The following is a 22,300-nucleotide window of genomic DNA, read 5'->3' as shown; positions in this document are numbered from 1 at the left end:
GACACTGCTCTCTGAAAATTTACCCTGTACATTCAAACTCAAATGGAGCTTTATAGTCAAGTGCAGAATGTATTCTCTGCTGATTAAAGTACCCTTCAATATATTGAAATACACTAAGCTTAGCTTGTTCCCTGGTTTGATAACTATAGTTGTGAATCAATTCTACTTTTAGCGTATGAAAAAAGCTTTCAGCGATAGCATTATCCCAACAGTTAGCTCTTCTACTCATGCTCCCAATGAGTTGATATTGCTTGAGCATTTGTTGATATTGCAATGAGCAATATTGGCTGCCACGATCAGAATGAACAATAACTCCTATCGGAAATTTACGTCTAAATAAAGCCATCGACAGTGCGTCGCATACCAAATTCTTTTTCATTCGCTTATTCATGGACCAACCAATTACTGCGCGTGAATATAAATCAATTACTACAGCAAGGTACAACCAACCCTCTAGGGTGCGGATATAGGTAATATCACATGCCCATTTTTGGTTAATAGCCGTAGCTGAAAAATCGCGTCCTAAATGATTCTTATAGATAGGCAAACTATGCTCTGAATCAGTAGTGACTTTAAATTTCTTTTTAGCAAGCGCTGTTAAACCCATTGCCTGCATTCTTCTTGCAACTCGAGTGTGGCTACAGGGTTCATTTTGGTCTTGTAATACGCGCGTTATCCTAGGCACTCCATACCGCTTTTTATGCTGGTCATAAATACCCCTGATTTTTATATCCAGGTGATTATTAGCCAGCTGCCTCTTACTTATTGGTCTATTAATAAAGGAGTAATACCCACTGCGACTAACATTGAGTAATGCGCACATTATCGTTACAGAAAAATAATTGCTAAATTCTTTTATAAAACCGTACTTCACTCGAGTTCCCTTGCGAAGTACGTCGCCGCCTTTTTTAATATCAATTTCTCCTGCTCAAGGCGTGCTAAGCGTTTTTTTAACTCTTTATTTTCTTCCAGTACCTTAGCAACATTTACCGGTTGAAAAAGTCCAGAATCATTTTCATATCCACCTGTAGCTTTAACTTTGTTTACCCACTCGTGTAAAGTGGGGCGTGGTATTCCTAATTCATCTGCTGCTTTATTGATGTTTCCATAGCTAATCGCTAATTTAGCCGATTCTTCTTTGAATTCTTTACTGTATTTCCTTAATTGTCTTACCATGCTCACACCTCTTCGTTAAGTCATATATTTTAACAAATTAGTGTCCGTTTTTTCGCGGTAAGATTATTGGCCTATATAATCAATGCTGGTCCTAAGGTTGTAGTTGGCACTAACTATGAAGATGCCTGTAGTCAATTAATTACCTATGGTTATCTTTGGAAAGTCGTACCCTCAAAAAGGATTGATCCTGCTTGTTATTCCCCCTCAAATAATATGTTATTAGGTGCAGATACCTGGTACTGTGCTAATGGGAGCCTCGCTTATTTCAATGTTCCTTGGTGGAGCTGCAATGTTTTTCATGCATGCCTAAACAATACTTGGACTCTCAGCTCAGATGAATTATATTGCACTCGTCCAGAACCAAATTGTTCTGCAAAACCATCTGAAGTATCTGAGATAAAATTACTTGCTGCTATCGTTTATGGGGAAGCTTCTCCTAATGGTACCTTTGAAGAAAAAGCTGCTATTGCTAATGCAGTTATCCGATTCAGAGACTCTTATCACTATAAGTCAGTTAATCAATTAATTGCTAAAAAACCCGGTTATTCTTCTGCAGTTAAAAATAGGGTGATAAGATACCGCCTAGTCATGTGCTCCGATGTTGAAATTGAATATCCAGAAGTATATAAAGCGGTATCAAATGCTCTCGATCCGAATGGGATTGATTATGCAAATGGTGGATGTTTTTGGGATGGTTTTGACTTAGTAACTCTAGGGGCGAAACAACCACATTATCTCGAAGGATATAAATTTACAAATCCCCTACATGATGTACTGTCTGTTGGCGATAGTCAGCCCGCTAACAAGCATGGCGCAAACGGTGTATATGATTTTACCTATGAATCAACAGCTGGATATGGGGAAACGGTGTTTTGGAAATACACAAAAGAATTTATGAATGCTAAGGGGGTGAAACAATGTCGATGATACGAGTGATTTTTTTATTTTTAGGTATTTTGATTGCCCAAACTGCAATATCGGAAGTGCCTGCAGAAGTTATTGGATCTTGCAAAAATGCTAAAGCAGTTAATTCATCGGTAACTGTAAGTGAACTTATATCCCCAGCAGGCTTAGGTGACGATGAGCCTGGTTGCTTAAATCATTTTGAATCGACAAAAGGAACTTTTAATTTCGGATCGATCATCTGTAAGGATGAAAACTATCTAATTCTCAAATCTTCTCGTATCAATTTAAACAAAGCTCAAAATCATTCAGTTAATCCTTCTTATACTCCAGGCGCAGATATTGCTCCTACGTCAGATTGGCTAAAAATAGTATTTAATAACAATAAATATCTTTGTATTAGTGTCCCACTATCTCCATCAGGTGATGGAGCCAATGTTTCACAGTATTATATTGTTGAAAATGCTTTTAATTCATTGAAGCCAATTCTTCATTATTATTTTTTCGATAGAGACATTATGCCAATGACTTCTTCAAATTAACTTATTCATTTAACTCCGCTTCAATTTCTTCTACTGTCGGTAAACTACCTTTCAAATCAGTGGAAATTGATTTAGATAAGATATATATTGCGACACAGCTTATGCCGTAATTGTTAACCAGAGTAAGCGTGCCAAATTGCTTCATCCGCTGTATATTTCTAACAGAGATCCTCAGAGTTTCTAGGAAATTTTGCCGCATGTTAGGAAATGTTATTCTATAAATGGGTATTGCTTTGATCAAAATGGGATGAGGCCGCACTCTATCTGAGCTCTAGCATAATATAATTTAGCGGAGAAATGCGCGGCGAATTCATCTAAGGGTTTATTTTTAATCTAAAATTTCTAGTAATACTCGAAATAATGAAATTAAAAGAAACTATGCCTTAATTTCCATGCCTTAAGGTACGAGCAGGAAAATTTACCTTATATGTGGGTTTCCTATATTTTTGTACTGAATTGTTTGATAAGTTCAAGAATCTCACTGAATTGAGGATGATTTCCAAAATATATTTCGGATTTTTGATCGTAAAGTTTGCTAAAGGTATCCAACTCTCCAGCTTCAGATAATAAGAAAGCAGGGTTTTTGCATAGATCTAACTCATCATCCCGGCCAAATTTTTCAGCCTTGTATGTTTGTAATCATCTGTACTGATAAAGTCCAATATCCTTTCATTTTGTAATAACATATAGACATCATAATAGTGCCGAATAAAATTAACCGGCGACGTGGTTTTTTCAGCTTTATTTCTGCGATATTTTGTAGAGAGGGTTTGTAGCTTTTCTACAAAGGTATATTCCGGGCAATAACATTTTACTTTTAATGCCCGGTTATCAAATACTTTAATGCCAGACGTTATTACTTTGTTATAAGCCCACGAGCTAATATCTTTTTCTTCATATGGCGTTGTTTTATCAAATCCCATTTCAAACAAAACACCTTCTTTCAAGGCTTTAAGCGGCTCAAAGTGAGAGATATATTGGCCTCTGATTCCAGCACTTCTCATTTTTTTATCATCAAATTCATAATCACGGCTAAAAGAGAGGTCTTGTATTGTCAATTGTTCAGATACATTATCGAAAAATATGCTTCTTGCTTCTATGTGGCTTGCCTTGTCATGGTTCTTGCCAATCTTCAGGTTCAGTTCTGGCTTGGGATGTACTTGGACATCAATATCCTCAGAAAATCGATTGATGAGATTAAAACCCTTGGATAATGACGTTCCGCCTTTTAATTCAAAATCATGCTGTTGTTGCAATCCCCACAAGGCATGCATAACCCAATAATCCTTCTCAACAATACTGGGGCTTATGCCTTTTTCTTCGGAAATCACCATGAATAAATCTTTTGCATCAGGTAATTCGTGTAAAAACATATTAGTTTTCAAGGAGGGTATATAAATATTTTCTGGTGGCAACTTTGCCATATTTAGCAGATAGTTTCATCAATTGGACTTTATCAAACTGCTCAAGGTTTTTAGCAACTTTTAATTGCAATTGGCTTACATCTTCCGTTAAATATTTCGCATTATTTAATAAGTCCACCAATAAAAATTCTTTAGTCAGTTTGGTTGGGAAACCATTACTTGGGCGTTTAAAAGAGAAAACTCGATTTCCAAGCCTTTTATCCTCGTGGCGTTCACTGTTATAAACAACTACTTGATTATAAAGCTGCGTCAGGCCTAAGCCCAATTTATTGTAATCATTCCATGAATACATGAGAAAGGGCTTATTAAGAAAACCTTTAACAAGTGCTTCATCAGTCGGTGGTAGTAATCCAAAACGAGAATGCTTTGGTTTGTAATATAAACCTGTTGCTGGCTTTTTGAGTTTGTTTGCTTCCACTAAGGTATTGAGATCTCTATCCAAATTGCTTGAAAAAGACAACAAATCCTCTCTCCGATAAACGAAGCCGGCTTTCATATGGGAATATAGGTTGTCACGCTTTAATGCATTCATGGTTATATTATATACAGGAAGGGCATTGTGTGCAATAATTTTATTAAAATTTCATGTGTTACTTTTCGCCAATCAGGTAAATAAAATTAGTCAATCAGACCAATTAGACCTGTGGACCGGCTCCTTGCAATTAGAGATGCTTCTTTCTCGATTGAATCAAACTCTGTATATTCTAATTCACTCTTAAACGTACATAAAAAAAATTTAATTGTCCGTATCTTTTGATATCGACTTTCAAACATAGGTAAAACCCATATAAATAAATACATTGAGATTAGAAAATAAAAAAATAAAATATGTATTTTATTGATTGATTCCCAAATGGTATTCCCAAGTATAAAGGTAGCAATAGCTATGAAAGCACCCGCTAATGGGTGTTTATAAAAAGATGCATTACTGTTAGCTTCTAAAAGCAAAAAGGCCTCGCATTCTGCTAAGGATTTATTTAGAAAATTTTTTTCATAGACTCTATCTTGCTGTAAAATTTTTTTAATTGAATATAACCTTAAGCTGCGATAATGGTGGTTTAATAATTTGTGAGTTTTGGGTGGGATAAATGATGCATAGTCTTTATCCATTGTATGGAAAACAGTATAAAGCTGGAAAAACATTGATAGTGCTAATAATAGAAAAATCGCTTCATGAACTGTGAAAGATAAATAACACAATAAGATTATAAAAATCCAACTTATAAGAAACATAGCCTTTCGAAGGTTGTTCTTACAAACAGTTTCTCTAAGAAAATACCAATGATTAAATTTATTTAATAAGTCATATAAATAGCATAGATTTTCCATTTGTCCCTAGGCCTCACTGTCTGGTTTATATGGGCATTATAACGTTTTCTTAAGTTTCTTAACGTCACCTTGCTGGCAATAGCTTGGCATCCATACAAATTACTCTCGAATTACATCTCTACAATAGTCCGAAACCAGCCATTTTTTATAATTTTTCAGCCTACTATGCTCGCACAGAGTTCTGTTTGTTAAGCGATTTTGTCATAGTGGGCATCCTGCACCGGTGAACTCTGCTTTGATTAAGCAAGCGGGATTCGATATTCTTATTGATAAAATTGATCAACCTGGGAATCAAGTAATTTTAGCCAGTAAAAAATAGAGGACGCCTAACAAACTATAATCCGAAAAAGTTCCCCAAAAAAATTCTTAGAGATAAAAGAATTTTAGATTTTTTATAGTTTTGCTTCTAAAATAGATGCTACTCTTTTGCCGTCTTCTGGTTTAGTAGTCGCAAAAATTCTTGCGCTGCTTTTTGACAATTGCGGGGTTGCATACCAGCTCTGTGCTTTCATTACTTGCGACCACCACACATCAAACTTTTCTTGTGTCATATCTTGCCAAGAAGGAGGGGCTGTTACTAAGGCTTTACCCATAATTTTTGCTTTTTCAATTTCCTCCGCATTACTCTTTTGTTGCAAATTTTTCCATTGGGATAAAAGCATAAAAATATCGGCATCGCGGTGGGCGCTAATAAATTCAAAGAGATTAATAGCCTGACTTAATGCTTTCATTGCACCTGAGCCACTATGGGGACGCAAAGTTGTTGCTGCATCTCCCATAAAGATTAGCTGATTATCTTCATAAGGTGGGATCTGTGCATCAAAAATAGCTTGAATAAATGGATATGGCGTGCTGCGTATGATTTTTGCAATCATTGGCGGTAGCTGTTGATTAGCAAAATCGTGTAGATGTTGCCGTTGATCTTCATGTAATGCTTTTGGAGGTATAGAGCGAGTGTGGCGTATATTTTTACAGTCGGTTAACCGCGCTGCTAACATATCCACCGGTGTGACTTCATACATTAACCAATTCAGCAACGTTTTCCCTGTTTGCTCATAGCCCTCCCCGGGAATGCGATAGAATAAAAGGTGGCCGTTGGGGAAAACGTAATAGGGCAAAGGATGGTCTAACTTAAACGAGGTTTCTTCAAGTACCCCTCTCCAAGCGATATAGCCAGCGTATGCCTCCGTGCTTTTAGGCAGACATTGGTTACGTATTGTGGATTCAACACCATCTGCTGCAATGACAATATCAGCATTGAAAACCTTTCTACACGCCGTTTCTAAATAATAATGGCCATCGGGTTCTTTTTGTATCTTGGTGACGTTTACGGAAGGGAAAAAATCGATACCTTGGAGTCTTTTACGAAGATTACGATACACATCCATCCAGTTTAAAGTACACGCTTTTATAGGTTGTTCCCAAATTTTTTCCGCCTGGGCTGTTAGGGAAGACTTACGAAAAAATGCGCGCGTTTCAATAGGTAAACGGGGGATATTGCTATCAAAAAGATCGAGTTCAATGCATTTATTGACGAGTGGAACAGGTAAGGTAATTCCTGTTCCTTGCCCTTTTAATTCTGCGGAAGAGCGTTCAAGAATGGTGACTTTTATCCCTAAACGGGAGAGAAGGATCGCCGTTACACAACCTGCAATAGAACCACCAATAATAAGACAATCAACTTTTTCTTTCATAACGTTGCTGATAAAACACGAGTGAATCATTTTGACACAAAAAATATACAATTGTCACCCTAATGAGTGAGACGAACTCTATAGGGTAAGGTAGATAGCTTTATTTCGTAAAATTCCTTTATTTTCATATAGAAATAGGCACAAATACTCTTTTGAGAAAAGCCCATGATATTGTACGATAACATAGAATTTTATCACTCATTGGTAATAGGGTATTTGCCAACATATTGTTTCAAATTCACGTATGAGAACAATTATTTTTTAATGCTGCGTCAGACGCTTGGTTCGCACCTGTTTAAGTTTCGTAACCAGCTCGGGTGTCAAAAGATAATTTTTGCCTCGAAAAGAGTTTGAAGTTGCGAGGCTCGTTGTGCTTTTGATTAAAGCAGGGTTTGAGTGTGCATGTGCGGTAGATTTCAGAGCGTGGTTTTTATTAATTCGCGGTAACATCAGATTGTTTTTTTACATGATGATGTTGAAAAATAATAATAGGGATTCTCATGTTTAAGTGCAAATATTGGATATATTTGGTCTTTTTTTTCATCTCACATTCTTTATACGCCTTGACCACGCTCACCGTTACTCTCAGTACAGATAATGACCCGGGTGGTATGGGGGAGGTGGGCGATTTAAGATATTGGTTGAATTCGATGAATCAAGATTTAAACAATACCCCTGATGACTATGCAATTGTTTTTGCCTTTCCCATGACTATCCAACTCAATGGAATTCTGCCCATTATTAATAATTCCCCAAACCCCGTGAATATCACTATTGGCAATCCAGGCTCTATTCCCACCGTTACGATTGATGGAAACAGCGGTGCTTATAGCGGATTTTTTATCCCTATAGGGAATGTGACAATCCAAAATATTATTTTTCAAAACCTTACTGCGAAAGGGGGTAATGGTGGTGACGGGATAGCCGGTGGCGGTGGAGGAATGGGCGCCGGAGGTGCCATTTACGCCCCCCAAACTTTTTTAAATGGCTCAAATCCTTCGATTACTTTGATTAATGTATCGATAAATAGCTGTTCCGCCGTAGGCGGGAATGGAGGGAATTATTTTAGTCTCGCTGCTACTGGTAATGAGGGCGGCGGCGGTGGCGGGGGTTTTAGTGGCAATGGGGGATCTGTTACCACTGCTGGAATTACTGGTGGGGCCGGCGGAGGTGGTTTTGGTGGTGATGGAGGAAATGTCACACTCGCCTATGACTTACTCGGCGGTGGTGGCGGCGGAGGGGGTGGTTTAGGATCACGGGCTACCATAGGAGTTCTTACAAATTTAGGAAATGGAGGCTCGGATCAAGATGGTGGACAAGATGGAAATGGATATGGGCTGACTATTACAGCGGGTTCTGGTGGAGGAGGTAATAGTGGAGGAAACAATGCCGGCGGGGGCGGTGGTGGTGGTTCCGTAGGAGGTTCCCCTGTATTTGGAGGAGGCGGTGGCGGCAGTTTAGGGTTGAATGGAACATCGGGTCAAGGTAACACCCCTCCTCTTCGAGCACAGTTTTTAATGGCCGCACCTTCTGGAGGTAATGGAGGAGACGGTGCAGGAGGTGGCGGAGGTGGAATCGTTATAACGGCTCCTTCAAATGAAGTGGATGGGCATGCAGGTTCTGGTGGCTATGGTGGTGGTGGTGGCGGTGGCGCTGGAACGGGAGCTTATGATACAGACTATACTGTCCAAGCAGGATTCGGTGGATTCGGCGGTGGTGGTGGAGGCGGTGGGGTTAACCAATCCGGTACGACCTCTGCCAACGGCGGCGATTCTCTTGGCGGGGGAGGAGGCGGCGGTGGTGGGCCTTCGAATGGGCCCACTGCTTCAGGCGGAAATGATACCGGCAATCTTGGTGGAGGCTCCGGAGGACTAGGCGCCAATTCCTATGGAATGGGTTTGGGGGGTGGCGGAGGCGGAGGAGGAAGTGGTCTCGGTGGTGCTATTTTTGTGGATACAAGTTTGAGTTTCACCATACAAGCTTTTTCCGGGATACCGACTACTTTTAATACCACTAACAATACCACGCAAGCAGGAACGCATGGTACCGGAGGCCCGGGGGGAACAGATGGTACAGATGGATCCGCATGGGGGAATAGTATTTTCCTACGTACCGGTTCTTCGCTTACCTTTCTGGCTCAAAATGCTGATGATGTTTTAACACTTGGGGAGCAGGTTGCGTTTACTGATGATACAATTTTCGGCGCTGGAGGAACCGGTGTCTTTGTAAGAGGAAATGGATCGGTGATTTATCAGGGCACAACCGACTATCAAGGAACTGTCACAATCAACAATGCAAATTTCAAAGTCAATGGATTAATAGATCAAGCACCGGTTTTCGTTTGTAGAAATAGCGGCTTCAGCGCGCAAAGGGGTCAGCTTAGCGGTAGTGGGACTTTGACCGGGAATGTTTTTGCCAATTCCGGAACTATCTCTCCCGATATTGGCTCGACTCTTACTCTTGGAAGCTTGACCTTAAATTCGCCAACTACAGGTGCGTTGGGAAGTCTTGTCCATATTAATATCAATTCTGCTGGCACATCTCTAGTCGCAGTTACAGGAGCTGCTTCATTAGCAGGGACTTTGGAAATTACCTTGGATTCAACCGCTAAACCTGGGCGTTATACCCTACTAACTTCAGCAGGTATTACAGGTAGATTTGACGCTATCCGATTTACGGGAAGAACCCCGAGTTATACGGTTTCTTATTTACCAGCCGGAGCGCCCACGTACGTAGAATTAAACTTTTTAGGCTACCCCTCTCCTTCGTCCGTTAACATACCCGCTACGGTCAATGGATCACCTATTGTAAATCCGGCTATTGTTTGTTGTGGCAGACCCGTTCTACTAGGGCCCTTGCCCGTAGCTGGATCCGGGCCTACCGTCTACACCGTAATTAACCGAACTGGTAATATCACCTGTCATATTGGACGTACCCAGTCCCAAACCTATCTGAAAATGTATGGTAGGAATGGTTCCTGTACAATCATTGGCAGAAAAGATGGTATTGTTTCTAACCCATTAACGGTAATCGTACCATGAATAAACTTTCAATCATGTCAAAAGGGGCTTTGATAGCTCTCAACACAGTGGGGATAGCTTATGCGGACAGCACTTTTCCCCATCGTTCATTAAATAGTTGGACAGGGTTTTATGTTGGTGCCGAGGCAGGAGCTGTTTTCAATAATGTGCAATTAAGGTCCCAACAGTTAGGATTCACCAACCCGAATGGTACTTGCAATACTCATACAGATATTTCAACGTTTTCCCCGGGACTTCAATTGGGTTATCTACATCAATTGCGTGGCTCCTTCGTATCCGGTATAGAAGCTAATATTCGTTGGAATACGAATAAAAAAGATACATTAAGTTGTAACTGCCCATTTAATCCTGGCGTCTACGAGGACTTTTTCTTTAGAAATCAGCTAGAAAGCGCTATTAAGGGTCGAGGAGGACGTCTCCTGAATTGGAATGAAAGCATTTTTTTTCCTTATGTAACCGCGGGAGCCAGCTTTGCTAATGTAGGATTGTCATACAAAAATGAGGGCGGAGATTATTATTCCAAAAATAGTAATCAATCGGGATGGTTAGTTGGTGCAGGTATAGAGTGGCCTTTTAAACAAAATTGGTCGTTTCGCGCAGAATATTCTTATGTAGATTATGGAAATATAATTAAATTAAAAATACCGAGTGTTTATGGGTTGCTCGATCCTAACGGAAATGCCCGGGCTACTCTCCATTCTAATAGCATCGCTTTTGCAATTAATTACTGGATTTAATTGTATATCAAAGCATACAGTCTGAGAGTTCTACTTTATTTCCAGGACAACCACAGCGTCTTGCGCATAACCAATTAATGAAGATATATATTTTTTTTGTTGCCCTCTTTTTACCTTAATAATCCCTTAATAAAAGTAGCTTATAATTTATCGAATTATTATGAAGAGGTTTTTCTATGTCACATGAATTTATTAGAGAGTTTGTAGATATTTATCAGCTTCCTTCAATGGATGTTTCACATAAGGCAAATGAGGGAGCGCAAGTCACTATTGGTGATTTACATGGAAATGCAATGAAATTAATGTTCATGCTTGTAAAGCATGGCATAGCAACGAATATTGATGAGACCGACTATAATAGACTTGTAATCTTACCGCGAAAAAACGGACACTAATTTGTTAAAATATATGACTTAACGAAGAGGTGTGAGCATGGTAAGACAATTAAGGAAATACAGTAAAGAATTCAAAGAAGAATCGGCTAAATTAGCGATTAGCTATGGAAACATCAATAAAGCAGCAGATGAATTAGGAATACCACGCCCCACTTTACACGAGTGGGTAAACAAAGTTAAAGCTACAGGTGGATATGAAAATGATTCTGGACTTTTTCAACCGGTAAATGTTGCTAAGGTACTGGAAGAAAATAAAGAGTTAAAAAAACGCTTAGCACGCCTTGAGCAGGAGAAATTGATATTAAAAAAGGCGGCGACGTACTTCGCAAGGGAACTCGAGTGAAGTACGGTTTTATAAAAGAATTTAGCAATTATTTTTCTGTAACGATAATGTGCGCATTACTCAATGTTAGTCGCAGTGGGTATTACTCCTTTATTAATAGACCAATAAGTAAGAGGCAGCTGGCTAATAATCACCTGGATATAAAAATCAGGGGTATTTATGACCAGCATAAAAAGCGGTATGGAGTGCCTAGGATAACGCGCGTATTACAAGACCAAAATGAACCCTGTAGCCACACTCGAGTTGCAAGAAGAATGCAGGCAATGGGTTTAACAGCGCTTGCTAAAAAGAAATTTAAAGTCACTACTGATTCAGAGCATAGTTTGCCTATCTATAAGAATCATTTAGGACGCGATTTTTCAGCTACGGCTATTAACCAAAAATGGGCATGTGATATTACCTATATCCGCACCCTAGAGGGTTGGTTGTACCTTGCTGTAGTAATTGATTTATATTCACGCGCAGTAATTGGTTGGTCCATGAATAAGCGAATGAAAAAGAATTTGGTATGCGACGCACTGTCGATGGCTTTATTTAGACGTAAATTTCCGATAGGAGTTATTGTTCATTCTGATCGTGGCAGCCAATATTGCTCATTGCAATATCAACAAATGCTCAAGCAATATCAACTCATTGGGAGCATGAGTAGAAGAGCTAACTGTTGGGATAATGCTATCGCTGAAAGCTTTTTTCATACGCTAAAAGTAGAATTGATTCACAACTATAGTTATCAAACCAGGGAACAAGCTAAGCTTAGTGTATTTCAATATATTGAAGGGTACTTTAATCAGCAGAGAATACATTCTGCACTTGACTATAAAGCTCCATTTGAGTTTGAATGTACAGGGTAAATTTTCAGAGAGCAGTGTCCATTAAATCGCGGTAAGATTATTGTTGCAATATATAAAACTCCCATACACGAATTAACCAAAAACCATTTAGATGAGTTTAATCAAATATTATCTAAAATTGAATTCAGCAATGATTGTCTGGTAAGGCTAATTGGGGATGAGCTTGCCGATAGAGGAAGTAATGATTATTTCACCCTTAAAATTCTTGAAAAATTAAATGAACATAAAGTTCCTGTGGAAATTATTGTTTCCAATCACAGTATTGAATTTATTGAAGCATATGAAAAACAGGATAATTTTCATGCGCCTATGTTATCTCAAGGCGGGCATGCGCCATCCATGGAAAAATTACAAACACTTGTAGAGAAAGGACTGGTCAGCAGAGAGGAAATATTGGCAATTGCTGAGAAAAGCTATAAACCTAATTTACGCGCAATCTCATATTCGTTAAGTGAAGATAAAAAAGAAATTACTATTTACAGTCATGCTGGTATAGGGTTGAACACTATTAGAAGCCTTGCTGAAAAACTAAAGGTGGAATATAAAGATCAAACCGCTAGCGAACTTGCACAAACTATTGATAGCATTAATATCGAGTTCCAAAAACATGTCAAAAGTAATACTGTAAACACCTTGTATAGTCGTGAAAAAATGTACGTAGGTTATTATGGTTACTCTGAGATAAGTGACGCCCCGCTTGAATTCATTATGTGGAATAGGTTTTACCACTCGCTTGAGAGACCAGCCTCTTATTCTGGCTATAAGATAAATTTCGTTCATGGACATGATTCTCACGACCCAACAAGAGAGAATATTTACAATCTGGATAATGCCTTAGGGAAAATGGCATATCTAAATCAAGGAGAGTATACGGTTCTTTATTCACCAGGAAGTGGATTGGCTCCTGTAAATAATCCCATAGCAGGAGAAGTTGACGTTCTCCAAGAAACTGAAGAGGAACCCAGGGTTATCGCTCTTCCGCCATTAGCAGCGATTCAAGCACAAAAAGACCCCATCCCAGAAGTATTTGAGATTATCGAAGGGGAACCTACAGTTATTACTCTGCCTGTATTGCACAGCTATTTCTTATCTCAACTAGAAGCGATTAAAGCGAAAGAACAAGAGCTACGCGAAAGAAATCATAGCTTGGCAGCTGATCGGGCTCAAGAGCTATATGACTATGTAAAAATTCAGCATACAGAGCTAATGGAAAACAAGCTAGATATTAAAATATTTAAAGACAATTGTACCAGAGCCATTGATACTGCGCGCTTAGAATTAGAAAAGCATCGCGGTTGGAAACAAGTATTAGGCAATTTAGCTCTTGCTGTGGTTGGATTGGGGGTTCTGTATGTTGCTGCTGGGCTTGTCCACAAAGCGATGACAGGGAATTTTTTATTCTTTAAGACCGACTCTGCGGATAAAATAGACCAGCTAGAGGAATCAATCAAATCCATGGAAGGGCCAAAGTAATATTCTTGCTGTTGGTTTGAGAAGATTGGTTTTTAAGCTTGGAAATAGGTTTGGAAATCAAAATGGAATTTAGGCCTCGGTAATACGGGGCCTTTTGTTTTTTAGGGTAATAGTTCATTCATGTCTATCTTGAAGTAAGGAGACCTGGTTGGCTAGCAACCAGGCTTGTATCTACCTCACTGCTTTAGTCAACCATAATCTTATTTGAAAGTAGCTGCTGGATGCTCGATTTTCGCAATTTTTTCTTCGCTAGTGCTCTGCGGGGGAAAGAATAATGCACGTTTCCCTGTTAATTTTGAAGGAGGCAATTTACCGGCAATGAATAAGGCATCAGGAGCAGACTCCTCATCGTCCGGGCAAAAATCAGGGGGTTGAGTGTCACTATTTTTAAAAGACGTTTCTGCTCCATTACGAACCAGCAATTCGACCACTTCCTCATTCCGTCTGGCTACCCGATCCAATGCTGTTTCACCCCATGTATTGCGGGCATTAATGTCAATTTGTTGAGTCTCAATTAACCATTGAATTAATTCCTTATTTCCAGATAAAACGGCCAAATGAAGAAGTGTCTCTTTATTACTGGTTAATGCCGTTAAAGATAATCCTTGGCCATTTAAATATTGAGCAGCGGGTAAATTTCCAGCCCCACAGGCCGCATGCAAAAGGGTAGCGTTTTGCTTGTCGACTGAGTGCAAATTGGCAGGTGTGAGTAACTTCTGAACTTCTTCTACAGTCGGATGGCGATATTGCAGCAATAATACGTGGACAGGGGTTCCCCATTATCATCCTTGCATTCTAAAATGGCAGGATTTAAACGTATTAATTCAGCGGTTTCCTCATCATTATCTTCTCCATCCTTATTTTGGGCCGCAAGGATATGCAGCCAGGTAGGTCGTGATAAATTAATAGATTGTATTGTAAGATCTGCCCCCAGTCTCGCTAAGGTCATTAATGATTGTTTAAAGTCAGCAAAGTTGCCAGGTAAAGGGCGAAAAAGAGAACCCGGTCTGTTCACAGCATAACAAGCCACATAATGATCGAGTAATGCTTGCCAGGCAGTCGTATTTCTACCATCTTCAGCAGTTAAAATAGCTCGGTTTAATTGTACCAACTCAGCAATTTCATCATTATTTACACCATTATTATTCTCTTTTAGAAGAACGTGTAATACGGTAGGTCCTGAACCTGCTTGAGCTCGGACGGTAATATCGGCGCCCTTCCTGGCTAAAGTCATTGCTGAGGGTTTAAAATTATCAAAGCATGGATGTTTTGTGTAGTCATCCAGTAATGCTTGCCATGCAGTGAGATTCCTACCATCCTTAGCGGTTAAAACAGCTGGGTTTAAATCCACTAACTCAGCAATTTCGGCATTATTTACACCATTATCATTATTGCGCGTAAGGATATGCAGCAAGGTGGGTTCTGAATCATCGTGACCTTGGACGGTTATATCTGCCCCTTGTCGAGCCAAATCCATTGCTGTTTGCTTAAAATTTAGGCTGGTTGATTCAGTGGATAATAATTGCTGCAATGCAGCAGTGGATGAAGGAGAAGGCATAAACTAAGCTCTTTGAAATAAAAGAACTCAATAGTAGCATAAATTATACTCTCGGATAAGAATTTATTGGATTATTGCGTACAACAGATAAGAGATTGCCACGCGAAATGAAAACCTACACTCTTGCTTTCTCAGGGGATGGTATTTTACCCTGTTGGAGGTTTTCTTGTGAGACAGGCTTATGGGTGCACTTAATAACGAACTATTTAAAAAACTCATTATCCTCTTCTGGATGTGTTGGTGGGTAATTGCGTTATGGACTGATATTGCAGGGGCTTTGGCGCATCTTAAAATCCTATCTGCCAGTTGGGCTCCTGATGTAAATTATCCGTTCTTAGTTGAGTCTTTAAAAATGTATGGTGTGCCTTCATGGGTGCCTGCTCTTTTATTTACTCTCATTTTAGTATGGTCATTCATTTCTGCAGGATTATTTTGCTGGGCAAGCTTTGGATTAAGGTTTGAGCGAGAAATTTGGATGTCCAGGGCAGAAATTGCGTTTATTGTTTCTCTCAGTTATTGGTTTGCTTTTTTTATAGCTGATCAATTGGTCATGAAGTTTGATCTTGAGCAAAACCATATGGTCCAAGGTGGATTTCAATTATTAACTTTCTTGTCCTTATATTTATTGCCAGAAACCTGATTAGTACTTTACAAGCCGGGCCCAGACTTTCTTTTCCCACATCTATACCATGGATGTAGATGCAATCGCTTTATCAGGAGCTAAAAGTAATTATCTCCTCCACAAGTGGAGAAGGTTAATTTCTATATGGAAATAGAGCTTTTTTGATCTACGTGTATAATCCCTGATTTTAAAATTATCAGAGCTTTGTATGTTACGATCTATTTGGATATTTATTTTTTCTTTAACCACCTGCCTTACCTATGCTGCTAACTTATGTAGCGATTTTCAGGCAAACTATGCGGAAGCGTTACAAAAAAGCCTCTTTTTCTTCGATGCCCAGCGCTCGGGAAAATTACCGCTGAACTACCCTGTTAGTTGGCGGGCTGACTCTAGTTTAAGCCATGCACAATGTACTTATTATCCCTTTGATTCTGGGCAAAAAATTGATTTGGCCGGCGGGTTCTACGATTCTGGGGATAATGTGAAATTTGGACTCCCTGCGGCGTTTGCAATTACTAACTTGGCTTGGGGAGTTATTGAATTTAAACAGGGTTTTCAACAAAGCGATCAATTGAACCACGTGCTTTCTAATTTGCGCTGGGGAACCGACTATTTATTAAAAGCCTGGGATTCTGAGAATAAAAGGCTGTTTGTTCAAGTTGGAGTAATGGAGGAAGACCATAATCATTATTTTATGCCTTATGAAATTTTAGATATTGCACATGAATCCCAAAGCTCTATTTGCAAAGCGGCGTATATCGATGCAAATTATCCAGGGTCCGATATCGCTGGTCCCACTGCAGCAGCCCTGGCTGCCTCTTCTATCGTTTTCCAGCAAAACGGGGATATAGACTATGCTCAAAAATTATTAAATGCTGCCAAGGAAATCTATGCATTTGGTAAGCAATATCAAGGTTTATATGGAAATGCCATTGTTTCTCAATTCGGGGAAGTGGATGCCTATGAAAATGAAGAAATCAAGTATGCCACGCTTGGATTGGGTGTTGGAGCTGCTTGGTTGGCTATGGCGGGTGAAAAAAGCTACCTTGAAGATGCTAAGATTTTCCTACCCGTTAAAGATGTTTCAACGTTGGAAGGTTGGACCTATACTTGGCAAGATCAGCACTATAGTGGCTATTTATTGCTGGCTCATTTATTACCTTCCAAAGAAGCTGCTTTATATCAACAGACCATTACTAAATTTTTAAACTATTGGGTTCAAAAAGTCCCAGTTGGAAAAGAAGGCGTACTAAAGCATATTGACCAACAAAAAGGAGGAGATTTATCCGAAACCATTAGTACGGCTCTTTTTGCACTAACGTATAATAAATTTTTTCCACAGGATAAGAATGTAGCTATTTACCAAAAATTTGCTTTTGATCAACTGAATTATATTTTAGGGGATAATGGGCAATGCTTTAGTTATATGGTGGGGTATGGCAAAAATTGGCCGCATTATATTCACCATGATACTGCCCAAGGCGGATGGCAAAGCGGAGATTCTTTAAAAAATCCTTCACCTGATCGACATACGGATTATGGCGCTCTTGTGGGTGGGCCGGACCAAAATGATATTTTTGCCAACAATCGAGCGCAATACGAACAATCGGAGCCTATGATTACTGCCAATTCCTTATTACAAGCTGTATTAGGCGGCTTAAATGAGCTTAACCCCGGAACTTCCTTAGTCAATTTTCCTCCCGTTGAGACAAAAAGTAGCGATGAGTTTTTTACAACGGGGGCAATTAATTTTCAATCATCTGAAGCAAAGAAAAGCCAAATAGAAATAGAAGTGAATATGTTTAATCACTCCGCTTGGCCTGCGCGGGTTATCTACGAACAAACAGCCTATTTCTTTCTTAACCTGGCAGATAAACCAAAAAGTACCCCCATTAATTCAACTACCGTACAAATAGCGGTTAAAGATGAAAAAGCAACGGATCAAACTAATATCAAAGTTTCACCTTTGCAATTATGGGATAACAACAAGAGCATATACTATTTCACGGTGACTTCTTTAAAGCCTACTTTTCCTGGTGGGGAAAATACTATTACCGGTTTTGACAATGTACCTTCTCTGAGGCAAATGGAAATTAAGATTAAGCTTGGTTGGAATCATAATTTTTCCCAAGATTATTCTTTTACGTCCCTGCCTCAAGGAAGTGGCCATGTCAGTCGAGATTTTAAAGATGCGATAAATACCATCCCTGTTTATGGAAAAACGACCATAACAGGCACTTCAGAAAAATTATGGGGGATAGAACCCGTGGTCGCGCATTAGTTGAAGGGAACATTTTTAATAGGCGTATAACTGGCTGTAAGGATTTGGTTACAGCCAGTTATTTATCGAATGGTAAAGAAGTTATCTTTACGTTTTGTAATTTTTCCTTATCAATAAATAGGATTTCTTTATTTAATAGTCTTAACAGATTTTCTTTTTGAAAAAGAGAAATCCAACGGCTAATGGTCTCTGCAGTAATCCCTAAGAAATTTGCAATCTCTTGTTTTTGCATCGGTAAAGGTAAAGGGAAAGAAGCGTAAACCTTCTGTAGGCGATTAACGAGATCAATAAAAAAAATGGATACGCGCTCCCCTACTGGCACTAAGGAAGAATAGGTATGGTTGAAAGCATAATGAGATGCACTTTCAACTACGTTTAATAGTACCGATTGAAGCTCAGGCGATACGTAAATTTGTTCCAATAAACGTTGATAGGGTATTTGACAAACTACTGTGGGTGTTATTGTAATTACGGTATAAGGATGTTTTTTAGTCGTAATGGCGTTAAATCCAATGGGCTCACCTGGTAAATAAAAACAGACAATTTGTTCTTTACCGGAAGATAATAAATGAACTGCTTTAGCAGAGCCCTCCTGGATAATAAATATGTTTCCCAGCGTGTCGCCGTCTTTTACAATTTTATCCCCTGGCTTATAGTATTTTTGACAGGTATTTAATGCCGAATAATTAAAAAATGCTGATTCTTTTTGGCAAAAATTTTCTAGTGCACAAGCAGTACAAGAGGCAATGGGGGGAGAGCTGTCAAGATTAAACATCATGAATCTTATTTTACCTCAATTTGAATTAATAATAAACATATAGTTTGTTTTAATAACTTGATTTAGATCAAGTTATTTTAAATAAAATCATGGTAATCTTCATTAAAAAATGCGTTGCTTTAATTATTTATGCGAACTATTGGCGTCGAAATCTCAGTTACTTTAATTATAAAATGTATATTATTATTCATTTTGTGGTGGGTATGCTTTAAAGGTGAATCCAAACGTCATGTTAGCCCGACCGCATGGTTATTAAGCACAAACCAGTATGTAACCCCTCCAACGCAAGATAAGGTGATGTATGATTCCCGGAAGTGATGTTGTTGACCTTTCCCGCCTCCAGTTTGCTTTAACAGCTCTTTATCATTTTCTATTTGTGCCGCTTACCCTCGGTCTATCTGTACTCTTGGCGATTATGGAAACGTTGTATGTCATGACAGGGCGTAAAATCTGGCAGCAGATGGTTAAATATTGGGGATTGTTGTTTGGTATCAATTTTGTCATGGGAGTGGCAACAGGTCTTACTATGGAGTTCCAATTTGGAACGAATTGGGCCTATTATTCTCATTATGTAGGGGATGTCTTCGGAGCGCCTCTTGCTATCGAGGGATTAATGGCTTTTTTCCTCGAAGCAACCTTTGTTGGATTGTTTTTCTTTGGGTGGGATAAATTAACGAAAATCCAACATATGGTATGTACTTGGCTACTTGCTCTTGGAACCAATCTTTCTGCTTTGTGGATTCTCGTTGCAAATGGGTGGATGCAAAATCCTGTCGGGGCCAGGTTCGACTTCCAGACTATGCGCATGGAAGTTCAAGATTTTGCTGAAATTTTCTTTAACCCCGTTGCCCAAGCTAAATTTGTGCATACCATTAGCGCAGGATATGTGACAGGGGCCATTTTTGTATTGGCTGTGAGCGCTTATTTCCTTTTAAGAGGCCGAAATATTCCCTTTGCTAAACGATCGATGACGGTGGCCGTTTCTTTTGGTTTAGCTTCTGCCCTCTCTGTCATTGTCCTTGGGGACGAGAGTGGGTACCTTGCTAATAGTAACCAAAAAATGAAGCTTGCCGCGATAGAAGCCATGTGGCATACCGAAAAAGCTCCCGCAGGACTAACGGTTATCGGATGGCCGAATGATGAAACATTGCATACTGATTACGGTATAGAAGTACCTTGGGTTTTAGGTTTAATTGCAACCCGCTCAATAAGCGAACCTATGGAAGGGATATACGAATTAATCCAGGAAGGAAAAATGCAAATACGAGAAGGAATAAAAGCGTATGATGCATTAACCAGATTACAAAAGAAACCTGATGATGCGGTTGCGCAATCTGACTTTGAGAAATATGGCAATTATTTAGGCTATGGTTTATTACTAAAGAAATATACTGAAAATGTAGTGGATGCTACGGAAGTTCAAATTGACCAGGCTGCACATGATCTAAAACCTAAAGTTATTCCACTATTTTTTTCATTTCGTATTATGGTTGGTTGTGGAATCGCCATTCTCCTTATTATGGTAACGGGATTTTATCTATCAATGAAACGCAGATTACATACCGAACGATGGTATCTCCATCTTGCATTTTGGTCTTTACCATTACCATGGATTGCAGCAGAACTGGGATGGGTGGTTGCCGAATATGGGCGTCAACCCTGGGCAGTACAAGGTATTTTACCCACGCACATATCCACCTCTTCAGTGAGTAGTGGGCAATTGCTTACATCAATTAGTTGCTTCGTTATTTTTTATAGTGTTCTGGCGATTGTAGAGGTATATCTCATGGTGAAATATATTCGTCTCGGCCCCGAAAATACTGCGCACTAGGAGAGAACATGTTTGATTATGAAACTTTACGAGTAGTTTGGTGGGTTTTATTAGGAGTTCTTCTTATTGGTTTTGCTGTAATGGATGGGTTTGATCTGGGTACAGCGATGTTATTACCCATCATTGGCAAGACGAACCTGGAAAGACGCGTTTTAATTAATAGCATTAGTGCTACATGGGAAGGTAATCAAGTATGGTTTATTTTAGGAGGGGGGGCGATCTTTGCCGCCTGGCCTACTTTATATGCCCTGTCATTTTCAGGTTTTTATTTTGCTATGTTGCTTGTGCTTTTGGCATTGATTTTAAGACCGGTTGGATTTAAATACCGCTCTAAAATTGATAATTCCCAGTGGAGGAAATTCTGGGATTTAGCCTTATTTATTGGTGCTTTTACTCCTTCACTTTTATTTGGAGTGGCGATAGGGAATGTATTGCAAGGTGTGCCTTTTTATTTCGATAACAGTTTGCGATCTTTTTATGTTGGATCTTTCTTTGATTTAGTGAATCCGTTTGCTGTGTTATGTGGTTTACTTTCGGTATGCATGTTAGCCATGCACGGAGCTTACTTTATTAATATTCGAACAGAAGGGAACTTGCAACATCGCGCAAGAATTACAGCCCGCATTACTTCTATTCTCTCTGTGGTATTGTTTTCTATAGGGGGAATATGTATATACACAATTATTCAAGGGTATAGCCTTTCGGAGTCTATATCCCATTTCGGGCCTTCAAATCCGCTCTTGAAAGCAGTGACAAAGGGCCAGGGGATATGGCTTTCTAATTATAGGACCTATCCTTTCACATTAATTTTTCCATTGCTGGGAATAATTGCTCCCTTATTGGCTATGTGCTCTATAAAGCGAGCAGGTATTGCTTTTATATTTAGCGCATTATCAATTGTAGGCATCATTGGCACGGTAGGTATCAGCATGTTTCCTTTTATACTTCCCTCGTCATTAAACCCTAATCAAAGCTTGCTAGTGTGGGACAGTTCTTCAAGCCAACTTACGTTAGGTATCATGTTAGCGGCAACCGTTATTTTTATGCCTATTATTTTGCTTTACACCTCTTGGGTTTATCATGTTTTACGCGGTAAGGTTACGGCTGAAACCGTGATAAATGATAAAGTCGCTTATTAGGAGAAAAAACGTATGTGGTATTTTTCCTGGATATTGGGTACAGGTTTGGCATGTACTTTTGCTATATTAAACGCCTTATGGCTTGAGCTACGCGTGAATGAAATTCAAGACGAGCCCAATCAGAATGAAAGGAGACTCTAAAATGTAAGTCTCCTGTTTAACCTTGTTACATCCCAAAGTTCC

General features: G+C 39.3%; 21 protein-coding genes. 13 read left to right on the top strand and 8 right to left on the bottom strand.

The genetic code is table 11. The features are described 5' to 3' along the window. Window positions 1–19: 19 nt before the first annotated feature. Window positions 20–1,176 (bottom strand): IS3 family transposase gene (locus EL206_RS08585; RefSeq protein ID WP_141117149.1). Its coding sequence is split into 2 segments (ribosomal slippage): window positions 20–894 and window positions 894–1,176, totalling 1,158 coding nucleotides; the frame shifts between segments, so codons are not numbered across the junction. A 66-nt stretch (window positions 1,177–1,242) separates the two neighbouring features. Here EL206_RS08585 and EL206_RS10135 point away from each other — a divergent pair. Beyond that, window positions 1,243–2,103: a hypothetical protein gene (locus EL206_RS10135; RefSeq protein ID WP_232048537.1), complete on the top strand. Its 861-nt coding sequence runs from the start codon at window positions 1,243–1,245 to the stop codon at window positions 2,101–2,103. Further along, entirely contained in the window at window positions 2,094–2,621 is a 528-nt protein-coding gene (locus EL206_RS08575; protein WP_058462556.1) for a hypothetical protein, read from the top strand. Before EL206_RS10135 ends, EL206_RS08575 begins: the two co-directional genes overlap by 10 nt. Window positions 2,622–3,214: 593 nt before the next feature. Here the strand turns inward: EL206_RS08575 and EL206_RS08570 are convergent. The 4 genes from EL206_RS08570 to EL206_RS08555 form a co-directional block, all read right to left on the bottom strand. Beyond that, on the bottom strand, window positions 3,215–4,006 hold the full coding sequence (locus EL206_RS08570) for a nucleotidyl transferase AbiEii/AbiGii toxin family protein (RefSeq protein ID WP_162261877.1): 792 nt from the start codon (window positions 4,004–4,006) through the stop codon (window positions 3,215–3,217). Beyond that, window positions 3,996–4,577, bottom strand: coding sequence for a hypothetical protein (locus tag EL206_RS08565; protein WP_058462558.1), 582 nt, complete (start codon window positions 4,575–4,577; stop codon window positions 3,996–3,998). The genes EL206_RS08570 and EL206_RS08565 overlap by 11 nt, the downstream gene beginning before the upstream one ends. 86 nt (window positions 4,578–4,663) lie before the next feature. After that, complete coding sequence (locus EL206_RS08560; protein WP_131739847.1) at window positions 4,664–5,155, bottom strand: hypothetical protein; 492 nt, start codon at window positions 5,153–5,155, stop codon at window positions 4,664–4,666. A 611-nt stretch (window positions 5,156–5,766) separates the two neighbouring features. Next, window positions 5,767–7,068: an FAD binding domain-containing protein gene (locus EL206_RS08555; RefSeq protein WP_058462560.1), complete on the bottom strand. Its 1,302-nt coding sequence runs from the start codon at window positions 7,066–7,068 to the stop codon at window positions 5,767–5,769. A gap of 500 nt (window positions 7,069–7,568) precedes the next feature. On the opposite strand from EL206_RS08555, the gene EL206_RS10165 reads away from it, so the two are divergent. From EL206_RS10165 to wip, 5 genes are all read left to right on the top strand, one after another. Next, window positions 7,569–10,109, top strand: coding sequence for a hypothetical protein (locus EL206_RS10165; RefSeq protein WP_058462561.1), 2,541 nt, complete (start codon window positions 7,569–7,571; stop codon window positions 10,107–10,109). Further along, entirely contained in the window at window positions 10,106–10,846 is a 741-nt protein-coding gene (locus EL206_RS08520) for an outer membrane protein (protein ID WP_058462562.1), read from the top strand. The genes EL206_RS10165 and EL206_RS08520 overlap by 4 nt, the downstream gene beginning before the upstream one ends. A gap of 176 nt (window positions 10,847–11,022) precedes the next feature. Then, the gene (locus tag EL206_RS08515) at window positions 11,023–11,241 is read left to right on the top strand and encodes a hypothetical protein (RefSeq protein WP_058462563.1); all 219 of its coding nucleotides are present in this window, start codon (window positions 11,023–11,025) and stop codon (window positions 11,239–11,241) included. A 37-nt stretch (window positions 11,242–11,278) separates the two neighbouring features. Next, a protein-coding gene (locus EL206_RS08510; protein ID WP_141117149.1) for an IS3 family transposase occupies window positions 11,279–12,435 on the top strand; the annotation gives its coding sequence in 2 pieces (ribosomal slippage) (window positions 11,279–11,561 and window positions 11,561–12,435; 1,158 coding nt in all). Continuing rightward, window positions 12,436–13,908 (top strand): Dot/Icm T4SS effector Wip, encoded by a 1,473-nt coding sequence (wip, locus tag EL206_RS08505; RefSeq protein WP_325051028.1) that lies wholly within the window; start codon window positions 12,436–12,438, stop codon window positions 13,906–13,908. It begins immediately after the preceding gene. A gap of 200 nt (window positions 13,909–14,108) precedes the next feature. Here wip and EL206_RS08500 read toward each other — a convergent pair whose 3' ends face one another. Further along, window positions 14,109–14,603 carry an ankyrin repeat domain-containing protein gene (locus EL206_RS08500; protein ID WP_188331953.1) on the bottom strand — a complete coding sequence of 165 codons (495 nt, stop codon included), beginning with the start codon at window positions 14,601–14,603 and terminating at the stop codon, window positions 14,109–14,111. A 32-nt stretch (window positions 14,604–14,635) separates the two neighbouring features. Next, a complete protein-coding gene (locus EL206_RS08495) occupies window positions 14,636–15,466 on the bottom strand; it encodes a hypothetical protein (RefSeq protein ID WP_058462411.1) in 831 nt (276 codons plus the stop codon). Window positions 15,467–15,647: 181 nt separating this feature from the next. On the opposite strand from EL206_RS08495, the gene EL206_RS08490 reads away from it, so the two are divergent. Further along, a complete protein-coding gene (locus EL206_RS08490; RefSeq protein ID WP_058462412.1) occupies window positions 15,648–16,106 on the top strand; it encodes a hypothetical protein in 459 nt (152 codons plus the stop codon). A gap of 190 nt (window positions 16,107–16,296) precedes the next feature. Then, window positions 16,297–18,369, top strand: coding sequence for a glycoside hydrolase family 9 protein (locus EL206_RS08485; RefSeq protein ID WP_058462413.1), 2,073 nt, complete (start codon window positions 16,297–16,299; stop codon window positions 18,367–18,369). Window positions 18,370–18,427: 58 nt separating this feature from the next. On the opposite strand, the gene EL206_RS08480 is transcribed toward EL206_RS08485, so the two are convergent. Beyond that, a complete protein-coding gene (locus tag EL206_RS08480) occupies window positions 18,428–19,147 on the bottom strand; it encodes a Crp/Fnr family transcriptional regulator (RefSeq protein ID WP_084758858.1) in 720 nt (239 codons plus the stop codon). A gap of 129 nt (window positions 19,148–19,276) precedes the next feature. On the opposite strand from EL206_RS08480, the gene cydP reads away from it, so the two are divergent. The 4 genes from cydP to cydX are packed head-to-tail and all read left to right on the top strand — an operon-like array spanning window position 19,277 to window position 22,258. Then, window positions 19,277–19,465, top strand: a complete 189-nt coding sequence (gene cydP / locus EL206_RS10185) for a cytochrome oxidase putative small subunit CydP (RefSeq protein ID WP_131739839.1) — start codon at window positions 19,277–19,279, stop codon at window positions 19,463–19,465. Further along, window positions 19,449–20,978: a cytochrome ubiquinol oxidase subunit I gene (locus EL206_RS08470; protein WP_058462415.1), complete on the top strand. Its 1,530-nt coding sequence runs from the start codon at window positions 19,449–19,451 to the stop codon at window positions 20,976–20,978. Before cydP ends, EL206_RS08470 begins: the two co-directional genes overlap by 17 nt. Window positions 20,979–20,986: 8 nt before the next feature. Beyond that, on the top strand, window positions 20,987–22,117 hold the full coding sequence (cydB, locus tag EL206_RS08465; RefSeq protein ID WP_058462416.1) for a cytochrome d ubiquinol oxidase subunit II: 1,131 nt from the start codon (window positions 20,987–20,989) through the stop codon (window positions 22,115–22,117). Window positions 22,118–22,129: 12 nt separating this feature from the next. After that, window positions 22,130–22,258 (top strand): cytochrome bd-I oxidase subunit CydX, encoded by a 129-nt coding sequence (gene cydX, locus EL206_RS08460; protein WP_065310952.1) that lies wholly within the window; start codon window positions 22,130–22,132, stop codon window positions 22,256–22,258. Window positions 22,259–22,300 lie beyond the last annotated feature (42 nt).

Origin of the sequence: Legionella adelaidensis, assembly GCF_900637865.1 — a bacterium.
Classification (GTDB): domain Bacteria; phylum Pseudomonadota; class Gammaproteobacteria; order Legionellales; family Legionellaceae; genus Legionella_A; species Legionella_A adelaidensis.
This window is presented reverse-complemented; position numbering and strand designations above follow the sequence as displayed.

Bases quoted from the DNA above. Each gene is read 5' to 3' on its own strand.
- EL206_RS08485 (WP_058462413.1), top strand. From the start codon at position 16,297: ATGTTACGATCTATTTGGATATTTATTTTTTCTTTAACCACCTGCCTT.
- cydP (WP_131739839.1), top strand. From the start codon at position 19,277: ATGCGAACTATTGGCGTCGAAATCTCAGTTACTTTAATTATAAAATGT.
- cydX (WP_065310952.1), top strand. From the start codon at position 22,130: ATGTGGTATTTTTCCTGGATATTGGGTACAGGTTTGGCATGTACTTTT.
- EL206_RS08560 (WP_131739847.1), bottom strand. From the start codon at position 5,155: ATGGATAAAGACTATGCATCATTTATCCCACCCAAAACTCACAAATTA.
- EL206_RS08490 (WP_058462412.1), top strand. From the start codon at position 15,648: ATGGGTGCACTTAATAACGAACTATTTAAAAAACTCATTATCCTCTTC.
- EL206_RS08520 (WP_058462562.1), top strand. From the start codon at position 10,106: ATGAATAAACTTTCAATCATGTCAAAAGGGGCTTTGATAGCTCTCAAC.
- EL206_RS08575 (WP_058462556.1), top strand. From the start codon at position 2,094: ATGTCGATGATACGAGTGATTTTTTTATTTTTAGGTATTTTGATTGCC.
- EL206_RS08470 (WP_058462415.1), top strand. From the start codon at position 19,449: ATGATTCCCGGAAGTGATGTTGTTGACCTTTCCCGCCTCCAGTTTGCT.
- EL206_RS08515 (WP_058462563.1), top strand. From the start codon at position 11,023: ATGTCACATGAATTTATTAGAGAGTTTGTAGATATTTATCAGCTTCCT.
- EL206_RS08565 (WP_058462558.1), bottom strand. From the start codon at position 4,577: ATGAATGCATTAAAGCGTGACAACCTATATTCCCATATGAAAGCCGGC.
- EL206_RS10165 (WP_058462561.1), top strand. From the start codon at position 7,569: ATGTTTAAGTGCAAATATTGGATATATTTGGTCTTTTTTTTCATCTCA.
- EL206_RS08555 (WP_058462560.1), bottom strand. From the start codon at position 7,068: ATGAAAGAAAAAGTTGATTGTCTTATTATTGGTGGTTCTATTGCAGGT.
- EL206_RS08480 (WP_084758858.1), bottom strand. From the start codon at position 19,147: ATGATGTTTAATCTTGACAGCTCTCCCCCCATTGCCTCTTGTACTGCT.
- cydB (WP_058462416.1), top strand. From the start codon at position 20,987: ATGTTTGATTATGAAACTTTACGAGTAGTTTGGTGGGTTTTATTAGGA.
- EL206_RS08495 (WP_058462411.1), bottom strand. From the start codon at position 15,466: ATGCCTTCTCCTTCATCCACTGCTGCATTGCAGCAATTATTATCCACT.